The sequence below is a fragment of the Geodermatophilus sp. SYSU D01119 genome, assembly GCF_054049975.1.
The window spans coordinates 62,286-76,955 of sequence record NZ_JBJGYL010000015.1 but is presented as its reverse complement, the minus strand read 5'-3'; the positions used below and the strand labels follow the sequence as shown (position 1 = coordinate 76,955).

At 74.6% G+C, this 14,670-nt stretch carries 13 protein-coding genes; 2 read left to right on the top strand and 11 right to left on the bottom strand.

Features of this window, described 5'->3' with window-relative positions:
• Window positions 1-2: 2 nt before the first annotated feature.
• Entirely contained in the window at window positions 3-1,841 is a 1,839-nt protein-coding gene (locus ACI79X_RS13480; RefSeq protein ID WP_457025914.1) for an SCO7613 C-terminal domain-containing membrane protein, read from the top strand.
• A 4-nt stretch (window positions 1,842-1,845) separates the two neighbouring features.
• Here the strand turns inward: ACI79X_RS13480 and ACI79X_RS13475 are convergent, their stop codons facing one another.
• From ACI79X_RS13475 to ACI79X_RS13430, 10 genes are all read right to left on the bottom strand, one after another.
• Entirely contained in the window at window positions 1,846-2,409 is a 564-nt protein-coding gene (locus ACI79X_RS13475) for a GNAT family N-acetyltransferase (protein ID WP_457025913.1), read from the bottom strand.
• 68 nt (window positions 2,410-2,477) lie between these two features.
• Window positions 2,478-2,849, bottom strand: a complete 372-nt coding sequence (locus ACI79X_RS13470) for a metal-sulfur cluster assembly factor (protein ID WP_457025912.1) — start codon at window positions 2,847-2,849, stop codon at window positions 2,478-2,480.
• The gene (sufU, locus tag ACI79X_RS13465) at window positions 2,846-3,313 is read right to left on the bottom strand and encodes a Fe-S cluster assembly sulfur transfer protein SufU (protein WP_457025911.1); all 468 of its coding nucleotides are present in this window, start codon (window positions 3,311-3,313) and stop codon (window positions 2,846-2,848) included. Before sufU ends, ACI79X_RS13470 begins: the two co-directional genes overlap by 4 nt.
• The gene (locus ACI79X_RS13460; protein WP_457025910.1) at window positions 3,313-4,641 is read right to left on the bottom strand and encodes a cysteine desulfurase; all 1,329 of its coding nucleotides are present in this window, start codon (window positions 4,639-4,641) and stop codon (window positions 3,313-3,315) included. Before ACI79X_RS13460 ends, sufU begins: the two co-directional genes overlap by 1 nt.
• Entirely contained in the window at window positions 4,638-5,411 is a 774-nt protein-coding gene (sufC, locus tag ACI79X_RS13455; protein ID WP_457025909.1) for a Fe-S cluster assembly ATPase SufC, read from the bottom strand. Before sufC ends, ACI79X_RS13460 begins: the two co-directional genes overlap by 4 nt.
• 15 nt (window positions 5,412-5,426) lie before the next feature.
• On the bottom strand, window positions 5,427-5,780 hold the full coding sequence (locus ACI79X_RS13450) for a non-heme iron oxygenase ferredoxin subunit (protein ID WP_457025908.1): 354 nt from the start codon (window positions 5,778-5,780) through the stop codon (window positions 5,427-5,429).
• A gap of 3 nt (window positions 5,781-5,783) precedes the next feature.
• The gene (gene sufD, locus ACI79X_RS13445) at window positions 5,784-7,103 is read right to left on the bottom strand and encodes a Fe-S cluster assembly protein SufD (RefSeq protein WP_457025907.1); all 1,320 of its coding nucleotides are present in this window, start codon (window positions 7,101-7,103) and stop codon (window positions 5,784-5,786) included.
• Window positions 7,103-8,545 (bottom strand): Fe-S cluster assembly protein SufB, encoded by a 1,443-nt coding sequence (sufB, locus tag ACI79X_RS13440; protein WP_457025906.1) that lies wholly within the window; start codon window positions 8,543-8,545, stop codon window positions 7,103-7,105. The genes sufD and sufB overlap by 1 nt, the downstream gene beginning before the upstream one ends.
• Window positions 8,542-9,366, bottom strand: a complete 825-nt coding sequence (locus ACI79X_RS13435) for a helix-turn-helix transcriptional regulator (protein ID WP_457025905.1) — start codon at window positions 9,364-9,366, stop codon at window positions 8,542-8,544. Before ACI79X_RS13435 ends, sufB begins: the two co-directional genes overlap by 4 nt.
• A gap of 109 nt (window positions 9,367-9,475) precedes the next feature.
• Window positions 9,476-12,013, bottom strand: coding sequence for an ATP-dependent Clp protease ATP-binding subunit (locus ACI79X_RS13430; RefSeq protein WP_457025904.1), 2,538 nt, complete (start codon window positions 12,011-12,013; stop codon window positions 9,476-9,478).
• Window positions 12,014-12,222: 209 nt separating this feature from the next.
• On the opposite strand from ACI79X_RS13430, the gene ACI79X_RS13425 reads away from it, so the two are divergent.
• Entirely contained in the window at window positions 12,223-13,167 is a 945-nt protein-coding gene (locus ACI79X_RS13425) for a COX15/CtaA family protein (RefSeq protein ID WP_457025903.1), read from the top strand.
• A gap of 382 nt (window positions 13,168-13,549) precedes the next feature.
• On the opposite strand, the gene ACI79X_RS13420 is transcribed toward ACI79X_RS13425, so the two are convergent.
• Window positions 13,550-14,464 carry a heme o synthase gene (locus tag ACI79X_RS13420; protein WP_457025902.1) on the bottom strand — a complete coding sequence of 305 codons (915 nt, stop codon included), beginning with the start codon at window positions 14,462-14,464 and terminating at the stop codon, window positions 13,550-13,552.
• Window positions 14,465-14,670 lie beyond the last annotated feature (206 nt).

Genomic DNA, 14,670 nt, shown 5'->3' with positions numbered 1-14,670 from the left:
CGATGACCGGTGCACCGCGGCCGCCGCTCCCCTACGCCGGTCCGCCGGCGCCCGTGCCCGCGGGGCCGGTCGCCACGTCGCTGGAGGCCCGGCTGCGCCCGCCGCAGGTGCTCCTGGGCGTCGGCGTGGTGTTGCTCGTGGCGGCGGGCCTGGCCGGGCCGTCGCTGGCCGGCGGCGCCGCCCGCCTCGGCGTGCTGCTGCTCGCCCCGGTCGCCGGGTGCGCCTCGGCCTGGGCGGCCCACGCGCGGCTGCGCAGCACCGAGGAGGCGTGCGCGGCGGCCGCGGCGGCGCTGGCCCTCACCGGCGCCGCGTCCGGCGACCGGCCGCTCGAGGGTGGACCACTCGGGGCGCTGGTCGTGGCAGCCGTGTTCGTGTGCCTGCGGGTGCTGCTCCCCCGCCCGCTGAGCTGGCCGCTCGCCGCGTGGGCGGCGGTCCAGGTGGCCGCGCTGCGCTCGCTGGAGCTCGCGCCGGCCGGGCTGCCCCGCACCGCATTGCTGCTCGGCGTCGCGCTGGCCGGGATCGCCGTCGCCCTGGCCGCGCGCCGGCCGCTCGCGCGCGTCGCCCTGGTCACCACCGCGCCGTGGCTCGCCGCGGGGGTCCTCGGCGGGCTCGGGACCGCGGCCGGCGCGGACGGCCCGGTCCGCTGGGTGTCGGCCGGGCTCACCGTCGTCGCGGCGGCCGCGCTGCTGCTGGTCCGGCTGGAGCGGGCGGTCGAGCCACTGCTCGGGCCGCCGCGGCTGGTCCCGGTGGTCGCCGGGCTGGTCGCCGGCGGGGCGGTGGCCGCGGCGCTGTCCACCGACGGTCCGGTACCGCTGCCGCTGGCCGGCTGGCTGGGCGTGCTGCTGATGAGCGCCGCCGCGGCGCTGCTCACCGGCTGGCGGCGCGGGCTGCTGCTGCCCGCCGCGTACGGCGCCGGAGGCGTGCTCGTGGGGGCAGCGGTGGCGCAGTTGGTCGCGTCCGCGCGGTGGCAGGCGCTGGTCGTGCTCCTGGTGCTCACCGCGCTGCCGGCCGCCGGGGTCGCCGCGGTCCGCCGCGACGAGCGCCCGCAGGCGGTGCCCTCGGCGGTCGCGTGCGTGGCGGGAGCCGCGCTCCTCGCGATCCCCGCCGGACTGCTCTCCCCGGGGGGCTCGGCCGCGGCGCTCACCGGCCTCTACGCCGTCACGCTGGCGGCGCGTCCCGGGATGGCCGCCGACCTGCGGGGGCCCACCGGCACGGTCGGCGCGCTCTCGGCGGCCGCCGCCCTCGTCGTGGCCGCCGCCGGTGCCGAGTGGGGCCTGCTCGCCACGCACCTCGCCGTGCAGGGCGGCCTCACCTGCGGGTGGGCGGCGTTCCTCACCCGCGCGCGGGGAGACGCCCGCGAGGAGCGGGTCGCCTGGCGCACCGGCGCCGCGGAGCTCGTGGCTGCCGCCTGGACCGTGGCCGCGCTGACCGGCGCGCCCGCGGTGGAGGCCTGGACGCTGCCGGCCGCGGCGGGTCTGTGGCTGGCGGCCGGCCCGCGACTGCTCGACGGGCCGTCCTGGCCGGCGTGGGGCCCGGGCCTGGTGGTGGCGGCCGCGCCGTCGACGGTGGCCGCCGTGGTCGCGCCCGGCGCGCTGCGGCCGGTGCTCGTGCTCGTCGTGGCCGCGCTCGCCATGGCGTTGGGCGCCCGGACGGCGGTGCGCGCGCCCCTGCTCACCGGCGCGGTCACCGCGGTGGCGCTGGCCGCGGGGCTCGCCGTCCTCGCGCTGCCGCTGCCGGTCGTGGGCGCGCTCGCGGTCGGGGCGGCGCTGCTGGCGCTCGGGGCCCGGCGGGAGCTGCGGCCGGTGGCCGGCTTCGGGGCGCGGCTGTCGGAGATGCGCTGAAGGGTCAGGCGCCGAACAGCGACTCCGCGCCCACCGGCCGGTAGCCCGCGCCGAGGAAGGCGCGCAGCGAGGCGGTGTTGGCCGGCGCCACCTGCGCCCACAGGGGCGCCCCGCCGGGCACCAGCGACGGCGCCGCGGCCACCAGGGCCGTGCCCAGGCCCCGCCCGCGGGCGGACGGGTCGACCTCCACGCTGACCTCCCACCGGCGGGCCACGCCACGGCCGAGCACCAGCACGCCGCAGCCGTCGGGCGTCGTCCACACGCGCACGTCGGTGCGGTGCAGCAGCGCCCGGTCCACCCGCGGGTGGTCGACCTCGGCGGGCGCCAGCTCGAGCCCGGGCCCGGCGGCGGCCGCGGGCGGCGCCACCAGGACGGCGTCGACCACGCCCGGCTCGACGCCGGTCCGGTCGGCCAGGGCGGCGAGGAACCGGGCGCCGAGCGGCGCGGCCAACGGGTCGTGTGCCGTCCGCGCGGCCACCCAGTCGGGGTCGACGTCGGCGGCCACCACGTGCCACGCGGTGCCCCCGACGACGACTGCCCGCGCCCCGGGGGGCGCGGGCAGTGTCACGACGCTCGCGTCGGCCGGCGGGTCGTCCCCGGCGGCCAGGCGATCGAGCAGCTCGGCGAGGGTCCCGTTCAGACCCGGAAGCCGAGCGCGCGCAGCTGCTCGCGCCCGTCGTCGGTGATCTTGTCCGGGCCCCACGGCGGCATCCAGACCCAGTTGATGCGGATGTCGTCGACCAGGCCGGGGCCGGGGCCGCCGGTGAGCGCCTGGCGGGCCTGGTCCTCGATGACGTCGGTCAGCGGGCAGGCCGCCGAGGTGAGCGTCATGTCCAGGATCGCCACGTTGTCGTCGTCGACGTCGATGCCGTAGACGAGGCCCAGGTCGACGACGTTGACGCCGAGCTCCGGGTCGACGACGTCGCGCATGGCCTCCTCGACGTCCTCGAGCAGCGCCGACTTGTACGGCGGCAGCTCCGGGGTCGCGTTCTCCGTGGTCTCGCTCATGCCTGTCCTCCAGTGGGGGTGGCGGCCAGCGCGCGGGCGGAGGCGTCCTTGAGGGCCATCCAGCTCATCAGCGCGCACTTGATGCGGGCGGGGTACTTCGACACCCCGGCGAAGGCGATCGCGTCCTCGAGCTCGTCCTCCAGGCCCTCGGCCACGGCCGCGTCGCCCTTGGACTGCATGAGCGTCATGAACGAGTCGCCGGTGGCGAGGGCGTCGGTGACGGAGCGGCCGACGACGAGGTCGTACATCGCCGAGACCGAGGCCTGGCTGATCGAGCACCCCATGCCCTCGTAGGACACGTCGGCGATGGTCTCGCCGTCCAGGTGCACCCGCAGGGTCACCTCGTCCCCGCAGGTCGGGTTGACGTGGTGCACCTCGGCCTCGAACGGGTCGCGCAGGCCGCGGCCGTGGGGGTTGCGGTAGTGGTCCAGGATGATGTCCTGGTACATCGACTGCAGCTGCATCAGGCGGTTGCCTCCTCCGGCGTCACTCCGAAGAAACGCTGCGCGGCCCGCACACCTTCCACGAGCGCGTCGACGTCGTCGTAGCCGGTGTGCACGTAGAAGGTGGCCCGGGTGGTGGCCGGCACGCCGTAGCGGCGGACCACCGGCCACGCGCAGTGGTGGCCCACCCGGACGGCGATGCCGAGGTCGTCGAGGACCTGGCCGACGTCGTGCGGGTGGATGCCCTCGACGGTGAAGGAGACCGCGCCGCCGCGGGCGACGGTGTCCGGCGGGCCGATCACCGTGACGCCGGGGATGGCCTGCAGCTGCTCGAGGGCGTAGGCGGTCAGCGCCTCCTCGTGCGCCTGCACCTTCTCCATGCCGAGCGCCTGCAGGTAGTCGACGGCGGCACCGAGGCCCACGACCTGCGCGGTCATCGGGACGCCGGCCTCGAAGCGCTGCGGCGGCGGCATGAAGGTGCTGCCCTCCATGCGCACGACCTCGATCATCGAGCCGCCCGTCAGGAACGGCGGCAGCGCGTCGAGGACGTCGTAGCGGCCCCACAGCACGCCGACGCCGGTGGGCCCGAGCATCTTGTGGCCGGAGAACACGAGGAAGTCCGCGCCGAGGGCGGTCACGTCGACCGGCTGGTGCGGCACCGACTGGGCGCCGTCGACCAGGACCAGCGCGCCGACCTCCCGCGCGCGGGCCACGATCGGCTCGAGCGGGTTGATGGTGCCCAGGATGTTCGACTGCTGGGTGACGGCGACCAGCTTCGTCCGCTCGGTGACCACGGTGTCGAGGTCGGAGAGGTCGAGCCGGCCGTCGTCGGTGAGGCCGAGCCACCGCAGCGTGGCGCCGGTGCGCTCGCACAGCTGCTGCCAGGGCACCAGGTTGGCGTGGTGCTCCATCTCGGTCACGACGATCTCGTCGCCCTGGCCGACGGCGTACCGGCGGAAGGACGGCTCCTTGGCCGTGGCGGCGTTGGACAGCGCGTAGGCGACGGTGTTGACCGCGTCGGTCGTGTTGCGGGTGAACACGACCTCCTCGACGGCGGCGCCGATGAACCCGGCGATCTTCGCCCGGGCCGCCTCGTAGAGACCGGTGGCCTCCTCGGCGAGCTGGTGCGCGCCGCGGTGCGGGGCGGCGTTGTGGTTCTCGTAGAAGTCGCGCTCGGCGTCGAGGACGCTGCGCGGCTTCTGCGAGGTGGCCCCGGAGTCGAGGTAGACCAGCCGCTTCCCGTCGCGCACGGTGCGCGACAGGATCGGGAAGTCCGCCCGGATCGCCTCGACGTCCAGTGGCAGGGGCGTGTGCGCCCCGGCACCGGGACGCGAGACGGTCTGGGTCATGCCTTCGCGGTCTCCTTCGAGTCCTTCACGTAGGCCGCGTAGCCCTCGGCCTCGAGCTTGTCGGCCAGCTCCTTGCCGCCCTCGTCGACGACGCGGCCGCCCACGAACACGTGCACGAAGTCCGGCTGGATGTAGCGCAGGATCCGCGTGTAGTGCGTGATCAGCAGGACGCCGACCTCGCCCTCGGCGCGGGTGCGGTTGACGCCCTCGGAGACGACGCGCAGGGCGTCGACGTCGAGGCCGGAGTCGGTCTCGTCGAGGATCGCCACCTTCGGCTTGAGCAGCCGCATCTGCAGGATCTCGTGGCGCTTCTTCTCACCGCCGGAGAAGCCCTCGTTGACGTTGCGCTCGGCGAACGCCGGGTCCATCTCCAGGGCCGACATCTCCTCGCGGACGTCCTTGACCCAGGTGCGCAGCTTCGGCGCCTCGCCCTTGACGGCGGTGGCGGCGGTGCGCAGGAAGTTCGACACCGAGACGCCGGGGACCTCGACCGGGTACTGCATGGCCAGGAACAGGCCGGCGCGGGCGCGCTCGTCGACGCTCATCGCGAGGACGTCCTCGCCGTCGAGGGTCACCGTGCCGCCGGTGATCGTGTACTTCGGGTGCCCGGCGATCGAGTAGGCGAGGGTGGACTTGCCCGACCCGTTGGGGCCCATGATCGCGTGGGTCTCGCCCGACCGGACGGTCAGGTCGACGCCGCGGAGGATCTCCTTGACGTCGTCGCCCTCACCGACCGTGACGTGCAGGTCGCGGATCTCCAGAACCGACACTTCTTCTCTCGCTCCTCAGTTGCCGGACGCCAGGGGCAGGCGGCCGTCCGCGTCGATGTCGACGAGCACGTCCTCCCCCTCCACGCGCACCGGGTAGACGTCGACCGGCTCGGTGGCCGGCAGGTTGGTGGGCTCGCCGGTGCGCAGGTCGAAGCAGGACCCGTGCAGCCAGCACTCGATCGTGGGGGCGCCGTCGAAGGTCTCGACGTCGCCCTCGGAGAGGGGCACCTCGGCGTGGGAGCAGAGGTCCTGCAGTGCGTAGACCTGCCCCTCGAACCGGACGACGGCGACGTCGACCTCCGCGAGCTCGACGCGCAGGGCGCCGTCCTCGGGGACCTCGGACAGGCCGCAGACCCGCTCGAACGCCATCGGTCAGGCCACCTCGACCGGCTGCTCGTCGAGGCCGGGCAGGGCGCCCAGGCGCGTCTCGATGGAGCGCATGATCCGGTCCTGCAGCGCGTCGACGCCGATGAGCTGGACGACGTCGGCGAAGAAGCCGCGCACGACCAGGCGGCGGGCGGTCTCGGCGTCGATGCCGCGCGAGCAGAGGTAGAACAGCTGCTCGTCGTCGAAGCGGCCGGTGGCGCTGGCGTGGCCGGCGCCGACGATCTCGCCGGTCTCGATCTCGAGGTTGGGCACCGAGTCGGCGCGGGCGCCGTCGGTGAGCACCAGGTTGCGGTTGAGCTCGTAGGTGTCGGTGCCGGTGGCCGCCGGGCGGATCCGGACGTCGCCGACCCACACCGTGCGCGCACCCTCGCCCTGCAGCGCGCCCTTGTAGAGCACGTTGCTGGTGCAGTTCGGGACGGCGTGGTCGACCCAGAGCCGGTGCTCCTGGTGCTGCGTCTCGTCGGAGAAGTAGACGCCGAACAGCTCCGCGGTGCCGCCGGGGCCGGCGTACTGCACGTTGCTGACCAGCCGGACGAGGTCGCCGCCGAGGGTGACCACGACCTGCTTGTAGCTGGCGTCGCGGCCGACGACGGCGTCGAACTGGCCGCCGTGCACCGCGCCGGGCGCCCAGTCCTGCACCGACACGACGGTCACCTGGGCGCCGTCGCCGACGAGCACGGACACGCCGCCGGCGTAGCGGGCGAGGCCCGAGTGGTCGAGGACGACGGTCGCCTTCGCGAACGCGCCCACCTCGACGACCAGGTGGCCCCAGACGACGTCGTCGGACCCGGTGCCGGCCAGGCCCAGGGTGAGCGGGCGGTCGAGCTGCGCCTCGGCGGCCACGCGGACCACCGCGGCGCCGCCGCTGCGCGCCCGGGCGAGCGCGGCGAGCCGGTCGACCGGCTCGGGCAGGCCCTTGAGCAGCGGGTCGTCGGCGTCGACGCTGGTGAGCTCGGCGCCCTCGGGCAGGTCGGTCGTCCAGGCCAGGTGCGCGTCGGACGCGGCGCCGTCGAGCAGCGCGCGGACGCGGCGCAGCGGGGTGAACCGCCACTCCTCCTCGCGACCGGTGACCGCGCCGAAGGCGTCGGGGTCGGTCGAGGTGAACCGCTCGGCCGGCGAGCCGGTCGGGGCGGTGCCCCCGTGCGAGTGCGACCCGGGGCCGGCCTGCCCGGCGGTGCCCGTGCCGGCCGCGGGGACGGCCGGCGGGCCCGCCTGGGTGCCCACCCCCTCGCCGAACAGCTCGCCGGCGAGGGTGGCGGACTCCGTGGTGAGACCGGTGGTGCTGGGGGTGTTCTGCTCCGGCATCAGCCGACGGCACCTTCCATCTGCAGCTCGATGAGCCGGTTGAGCTCGAGGGCGTACTCCATGGGCAGCTCGCGGGCGATCGGCTCGACGAAGCCGCGCACCACCATCGCCATGGCCTCGTCCTCGGACAGGCCGCGGCTCATCAGGTAGAAGAGCTGGTCCTCGCTGACCCGGGAGACGGTCGCCTCGTGACCCATGGCGACGTCGTCCTCGCGGACGTCGACGTAGGGGTAGGTGTCCGAGCGGCTGATCGTGTCGACGAGCAGGGCGTCGCACTTGACCGTCGACTTCGAGCCGTGCGCGCCCTCGTCGATCTGCACGAGACCGCGGTAGGACGTGCGGCCACCGCCGCGGGCCACCGACTTCGACACGATGGTCGAGGAGGTGTTGGGGGCGGCGTGCACCATCTTGGCGCCGGCGTCCTGGTGCTGGCCCTCGCCCGCGAAGGCGATGGACAGGACCTCGCCCTTGGCGTGCTCGCCGGTCATCCAGACGGCCGGGTACTTCATGGTGACCTTGGAGCCGAGGTTGCCGTCGATCCACTCCATGGTCGCGCCCTCGTGGGCGATCGCCCGCTTGGTGACCAGGTTGTAGACGTTGTTCGACCAGTTCTGGATGGTCGTGTACCGGCAGCGCGCGTTCTTCTTGACGATGATCTCGACGACCGCGGAGTGCAGCGAGTCCGACTTGTAGATCGGCGCGGTGCAGCCCTCGACGTAGTGCACGTAGGCGCCCTCGTCGACGATGATCAGCGTCCGCTCGAACTGGCCCATGTTCTCGGTGTTGATCCGGAAGTAGGCCTGCAGCGGGATCTCGACCTGCACGCCCTTCGGCACGTAGATGAACGAGCCACCCGACCACACCGCGGTGTTCAGTGCGGCGAACTTGTTGTCGCCGGACGGGATGACCGAGCCGAAGTACTCGCGGAACAGGTCCGGGTGCTCCTTGAGGGCGGTGTCGGTGTCGAGGAAGACGACACCCTGCTCCTCGAGGTCCTCGCGGATCTTGTGGTAGACGACCTCGGACTCGTACTGGGCCGCGACGCCGGCGATGAGCCGCTGCTTCTCCGCCTCGGGGATGCCCAGCTTGTCGTAGGTGTTCTTGATGTCCTCGGGCAGCTCGTCCCACGAGGCGGCCTGGGCCTCGGTCGAGCGCACGAAGTACTTGATGTTCTGGAAGTCGATCCCGGACAGGTCCGAGCCCCAGTCGGGCATCGGCTTGCGGTCGAAGAGCTTGAGCGCCTTGAGGCGGCGCTCGAGCATCCACTCGGGCTCGTTCTTCCGCGCCGAGATGTCCCGGACGACGTCCTCGTCCAGGCCGCGGCGGGCGGAGGCCCCGGCGACGTCGGCGTCGGCCCAGCCGTACTGGTAGCGGCCGAGCTGCTCGATCTGCTCGTCCTGCGTCAGCGGCGTGCCGGTCACCGGCTGCTGGGTGCTGGTCATGCGGGCGTCCTCTCCCGGTCGCTCGTGGGGGTGGTGCTGGTGGACGGGGCGGGGCCGGGTCGTGGTCGGACGACCCGCGCTGCTCGCTCACCGGGTACAGGGCGCGCGGGGGTCGTTCTGTTCCCCGCACGGGTGTGGTCCCGGACGCCGTGGGGCGGCCCGGGGATGTGGGTGGTGCAGACGCCGTCGCCGTGGGCGATCGTCGCCAGCCGCTGCACGTGGGTACCCACCAGCCGGCCGATCACCGCCGTCTCGGCCTCGCACAGCTGCGGGAACTCCGCGGCCACGTGCGCCACCGGGCAGTGGTGCTGGCACAGCTGCCCGCCGCTGGCGATCGCGGAGGCCGAGGCAGCGTAGCCCTCGGCGGTCAGCGCCCCCGCCAGCGCCCGGGCCCGCTCGACGGGTGCCCCGCTGGTGCGGGCCACGGCGTCGGAGGCCCGCCGCTCGAGGCCCGCGAGCTGGGCCTCGGCGACGGCGCGGACGGCGTCGGGCCCGCCCGAGGCGGCGACGTAGCGCAGCGCGGTGAGCGCCAGGTCGTCGTAGGCGTGCGCGAAGCCCGAGCGGCCGGCGTCGGTGAGGTGGAAGCGCCGGGCGGGCCGGCCCCTCCCCCGCTGCGTGCCGGGCGCCGCGCGCTCCTCCACGCGGCCGCGGGCGGCGAGCGCGTCGAGGTGGCGGCGGACGGCGGCGGGGCTCACGCCCAGCCGTGCGGCGAGCTCGCTCGCGGTCTGGGGACCGTGCTCGAGCAGCAGCGCGGTCACGCGGTCACGGGTGCGGACGTCGTCGGCCCGCACCGCCCCCGCCTGTCCCGCGCTGGTTTCCACAACACGATTGTGTCCTATTTCGGGGCGCCCGCAAGGAAGGTCGCCCTAAGTCACCCGGCCCCTGACCACGCAGGTCAGGGGCCGGGTGAGGGAGATCACCAGCCGGTGGTCAGGCCTGGCCGGCCGGGACGGCCGCCTCCTCGACGCGGAGGTCCAGCGCGCCGTCCCGGACGTCGACGACGACGGACCGGCCGGGGCCCGCGCGGCCGTCGAGCAGCAGCCGGGCGAGCGGGTTGTCGACCTCGCGCTGGATGGCCCGGCGCAGCGGCCGCGCCCCGAACGACGGCTCGGAGCCGCGGTCGGCGATCCAGGCGACGGCGTCGTCGGTGAACTCCACCGCGATGTCCTGGGCCGCCAGCCGGCGCCGCGTCTCGTCGAGCAGCAGCCGGGTGATCTGCTGCAGCTGCTCGCTCTCCAGCTGCTGGAAGACCACGATCTCGTCGATCCGGTTGAGGAACTCCGGCCGGAAGGACTCCCGCAGCCGCCGCATGAGCCGCTCGCGCAGGCCGGCGTCGGCCGAGGCCGCGTCCCCGGTGCCGAAGCCCAGCGGGGTGTTGCGGCCCTGGATCAGCTCCGACCCCAGGTTGCTGGTCATGATCAGCACGGTGTTCTTGAAGTCGACCGTGCGGCCCTGGGAGTCGGTGAGCCGGCCGTCGTCGAGCACCTGCAGCAGGGTGTTGAAGACGTCGGGGTGCGCCTTCTCGATCTCGTCGAGCAGCACCACCGAGTAGGGCCGGCGGCGCACCGCCTCGGTCAGCTGCCCGGCGTCCTCGTAGCCGACGTAGCCGGGCGGGGAGCCGACCAGGCGGCTGACGGTGTGCCGCTCCTGGAACTCGCTCATGTCCAGCCGGATCATCCGGTCCTGGTCGCCGAACATCGCCTCGGCCAGGGCCCGGGCCAGCTCGGTCTTGCCGACCCCGGTCGGGCCGAGGAACAGGAAGCTGCCGATCGGCCGGTCGGGGTCACCGAGGCCCACGCGGGACCGCCGGATCGCCTCGCTGACCACCCGGACGGCGTCGTCCTGGCCGACCACCCGCTCGTGCAGGCGCCCCTCCAGGTCGAGCAGCCGCTGCATCTCCTCCTGGGTCAGCTGCGCCACCGGGATGCCGGTCTGCCGCGACACCACCTCGGCGATGTCCTCGACGCCGACCTCCGGGACGCCGGGCTGGCCGCCGCCGCTGCGGGCCTCCTCCAGGCGGGCCTGCGCCTGCGCGAGCTGATCGCGCAGCTCGACGGCGCGCTCGTACTGCTCGGCGGCCACCGCCTGGTCCTTCTCCCGCTGCAGCCGGTCGACCTCCTGCTCGAGGCCGCGCAGGTCGGTCGGCGGGGTCTTCACCCGCCGGCGCACCCGGGCGCCGGCCTGGTCGATGAGGTCGATCGCCTTGTCGGGCAGGTGCCGGTCGGTCACGTAGCGGTCGGACAGCTCGACGGCGGCGCGCACGGCGTCGTCGGTGAAGCGCACCTGGTGGTGGGCCTCGTAGCGGTCCCGGAGGCCGCAGAGGATCGACACGGTGTCCTCGACGCTCGGCTCGGACACGAGGATCGGCTGGAAGCGCCGCTCGAGGGCGGCGTCCTTCTCGATGTTGCGGCGGTACTCGTCGAGCGTCGTGGCGCCGATGATGTGCAGTTCGCCGCGGGCCAGGGCCGGCTTGAGCATGTTGCCCGCGCCGCCGGAGCCCTCGGACGCGCCCGCGCCGACGACGGTGTGCAGCTCGTCGATGAAGACGATCACCTCGTCGGAGTGCTCGCGGATCTCGTCCATCACCTTCTTGAGCCGCTCCTCGAAGTCACCGCGGTAGCGGGTGCCCGCCACGAGGCCGGTGAGGTCGAGCTCCACGAGGCGCCGGCCGCGCAGCGTCTCGGGGACGTCGCCCTCGACGATCTGGGCGGCGATGCCCTCGACGATGGCGGTCTTGCCGACGCCGGCCTCGCCGATGAGCACCGGGTTGTTCTTGCGGCGCCGGGAGAGGACCTCGACGGTCTGCTCGATCTCGGACTCGCGGCCGATCACCGGGTCGATCTGGCCGTTGCGGGCCATCGCCGTCAGGTCGCGGCCGTACTCGTCGAGCGTCGGCGTGTTCGACGGACCGCCCTGGCCGGGGCCGCCGGGACGCCCGCCGGCGGGCTGCGGGGCGCCGGTGGCGGCCTGCTGCAGGGCCTCCGGGGTGACGCCGCGCTCCCGCAGCACCCGCCCGCCGGGCGAGTCGGGGTTCACGGCGAGGGCGAACAGCAGGTGCTCGGGGCCGATGTAGGTCGAGCCGAGAGCCCGGGACACCCGGTGGGCGTCGAGCAGCGCCCGCTTGGCGGCGGGGGTGAGCGACGGCGCCTCGTCGCGGGCCTCGCCGCGCAGCATCTGCTCCCCGAGCTCGGTGCGCAGCCGGTCGGGGTCGGTGCCGGTGCGGGACAGGAAGGTGCGCGCGGTCTCGTCGCCGGTCATCGCCCAGAGCAGGTGCTCGGTGTCGAGGTCCGCGCTGCCGGTGGCCACGGCCTGGTGGGCCGCGGCGTTCACCAGCTCGCGGGCCTGCTGGCTCAGGAACTGCGTGATGTCGACCCGCTGCCGCGGCGCGCGCTGCTCGCCGCCGAGGTACCGGGCGAAGAAGTCGTCGAACGGGCTCCCGTAGGGGCCCGGGAAGAACGGGCTGGTCATACCTCACGTCCAAGGGGGAAGTCGGGGCGTCGGACGGCTCCGCGGAGGGCTCCCGCTGGGGGCTCCGGTACCCGCGGGGCCGTTCCGACACCAGGTCGGCGCGTCGGCCGCCTGCGTCCTGCTCAGCGCCGGACGCCGTCGCCGGCTTCCCCCGCCCGCTCCGCCCTGAGCGAACCGGACGGGTCGCTCCCCGCGGCTAGCATCGGGCCGTGCAGGTCCTGCCCCGCTCGTTCTCCCCCGCCGTCATCAGCCGCCTGGCGCTGGCGAACGTGGTCGCCAACGGCGCGATCGTCGTCACCGGCGGGGTGGTCCGGCTGACCGGCTCGGGCCTCGGCTGCCCCACCTGGCCGCGGTGCACCGAGGAGAGCTTCGTCACCACGCCGGAGATGGCCGGCCACGGCCTCATCGAGTTCGGCAACCGGCTGCTCACCTTCGCGCTGACCGCCGTCGCGATCGCCACGCTCGTCGCGGTGTGGCGCTCGGCCCGGCGCGACCTGCGCCCGCTGGCGGTGCTCACCTTCCTCGGCATCCCGCTGCAGGCCGCGATCGGCGGCGTCACCGTCCTCACGGGCCTGAACCCGTGGACCGTCGCCGTCCACTTCCTCGTGTCGATCGTGCTGGTCGCGCTGTCGACGGTGCTGTGGCTGCGCTCCCGCGAGCCGGGCGTGGGACAGCCGCTGGTGCGCCGCCCGCTGGCCCCGCTCGTCGGCGGGATCGCCGCGGTCACCGGCGCCGTGCTGGTGCTCGGCACGCTGGTCACCGGCAGCGGGCCGCACAGCGGCGACGTCGACGAGGACGACGTGCCGACCGGCGACCGGATGGGCTTCGACCCGGAGACCGTGAGCCAGGTGCACGCCGACGCGGTGTTCCTGCTGGTGGGCCTGACCATCGCGCTGCTCGTGGCGCTCCACGCCACCGACGCCCCGGGCCGGGTGCGCCGGGCCGCGCGCGACCTGCTGGTCGTGCAGCTGCTGCAGGGCGTCGTCGGCTTCGTGCAGTACTTCACGCACCTGCCGGTCGTGCTGGTGCTGCTGCACATGCTCGGCGCGGTGCTGACCACCGTCTACACCGCGCGCCTGGTGTGGTCGGTCCGCGGCCCGGCCAGCGAGCAGCCCCTGGACGCCCCCTCCGCCCAGGTCCCCGCCGCCCGCTGACCCACCGGCCCGGCCAGATGCGCCGGACGGTCGTCACCGCACCCCTGATGACGACCGCCGTCCGCGGCTCGGCGCGCTGACCGCCGAACGTCGACCCGTGGCGGTCCCATCGGCCCCGGGAGAGCAGCAGGTCGGCGACGGACACACACCGCCCGCGCCACCGGCGAGACCCGCTCGCGCGCGGGTCCGGGCTCGCGGCGGACCAGCGGTCGGACGAGGACGGACGGCGGAGATGCGCCGGAGGGTCGCCACCGCATCCCGGATGACGACCACCACCCGCACCTCAGCGCCCCCGGGACCACTCGACGCGCTGACGACCCCACGAACGCCCGCGAGCCCGGACCCCGGGCGGGGGTCCGGGCTCGCGGCCGGAGCGGGCGGGTCAGACGAGGACGTCGATGGCGATGGCGATCGACAGCAGCGTCATGTGCGTGATCGACACCGAGAACAGCTTCATCGGCCGGTCGGGCACGCCGGCGCGGATGCGGTCGAGCCACTGGTGGGACTCGGCCACGTACCAGGCGCCGAGCAGCCCGCCGCCGATGGCGAAGGCCCAGTCGAGGACCGGCGTGATCGAGCCCATGAGCAGCGTGGCGCCGAGCGTCGCCCAGGCCCACGCGACCGACTGCCGGCCGACGCTCTCCGGCCCCGCGACCACCGACAGCATCGGGACGCCGGCGCGGGCGTAGTCCTCGCGGAAGCGGCTGGCCAGCGCCCAGAAGTGCGGCATCTGCCAGCAGAAGACGACGGCGAAGAAGGCCAGCGCCGGCCAGTCGAGCGAGCCGGTCACCGCCGCCCAGCCGATGAGCACCGGCGCCGCGCCGGGGAACGCCCCGAAGACCGTGTTGTGCCGGGTCCGGCGCTTGAGCACCATCGTGTAGACGACGGAGTAGGCCAGGATCGCGACCGCCGCGAGGGCCGTGGCCAGCGGCGTGGTGGCCACCCAGAGCAGGGTCAGCGACGCCGCGGCGAGCAGCAGGCCGAAGACCAGCGCCGCCCGCGGCGACACCACACCCGACGGGATGGGCCGATCGGCGGTGCGCGACATGAGCCGGTCGATGTCGCGGTCGTACCAGCAGTTGAAGACGTTGGCCGCGCCCGCGGCGAACATCCCGCCGACCATCGTGGCGCCCACGAGCCGCCAGGACGGCCAGCCGTCGGCGGCCATCATCATCGCCGGCAGCGTGGTGACGAGCAGCAGCTCGACCAGCTTGGGCTTGGTCAGCGCGACGTAGGCCCCGACCAGGCCGGACAGCCGGCGGGCGGAGACGGCCGGTCGCTCGGCGAGCGCCGTCACCTGGCGGCCTCGCCCGCGTGTGCGCGCGGGCGGCAGGGCACCACCGGGCACGAAGACAGCACGGGGGTCCCTTCGAACCGTGGATGAACGGACCCACTGTAGCCCTCGGGCACACCGTCGACCGGCCGGGATGACTAGGGTCTGATCACGTTGACGCCGCGCGGACAGCGGGTAGGGCCGTCGCCGACGACGGAGGGTCTCGGGCC

What these genes read in the sequence shown, in the direction of transcription:
- sufU (WP_457025911.1), bottom strand. Translation starts at nt 3,313, where the DNA reads ATGCAGCTGCAGTCGATGTACCAGGACATCATCCTGGACCACTACCGC.
- sufD (WP_457025907.1), bottom strand. Translation starts at nt 7,103, where the DNA reads ATGCCGGAGCAGAACACCCCCAGCACCACCGGTCTCACCACGGAGTCC.
- ACI79X_RS13450 (WP_457025908.1), bottom strand. Translation starts at nt 5,780, where the DNA reads ATGGCGTTCGAGCGGGTCTGCGGCCTGTCCGAGGTCCCCGAGGACGGC.
- ACI79X_RS13460 (WP_457025910.1), bottom strand. Translation starts at nt 4,641, where the DNA reads ATGACCCAGACCGTCTCGCGTCCCGGTGCCGGGGCGCACACGCCCCTG.
- ACI79X_RS13430 (WP_457025904.1), bottom strand. Translation starts at nt 12,013, where the DNA reads ATGACCAGCCCGTTCTTCCCGGGCCCCTACGGGAGCCCGTTCGACGAC.
- sufB (WP_457025906.1), bottom strand. Translation starts at nt 8,545, where the DNA reads ATGACCAGCACCCAGCAGCCGGTGACCGGCACGCCGCTGACGCAGGAC.
- ACI79X_RS13480 (WP_457025914.1), top strand. Translation starts at nt 3, where the DNA reads ATGACCGGTGCACCGCGGCCGCCGCTCCCCTACGCCGGTCCGCCGGCG.
- ACI79X_RS13470 (WP_457025912.1), bottom strand. Translation starts at nt 2,849, where the DNA reads ATGAGCGAGACCACGGAGAACGCGACCCCGGAGCTGCCGCCGTACAAG.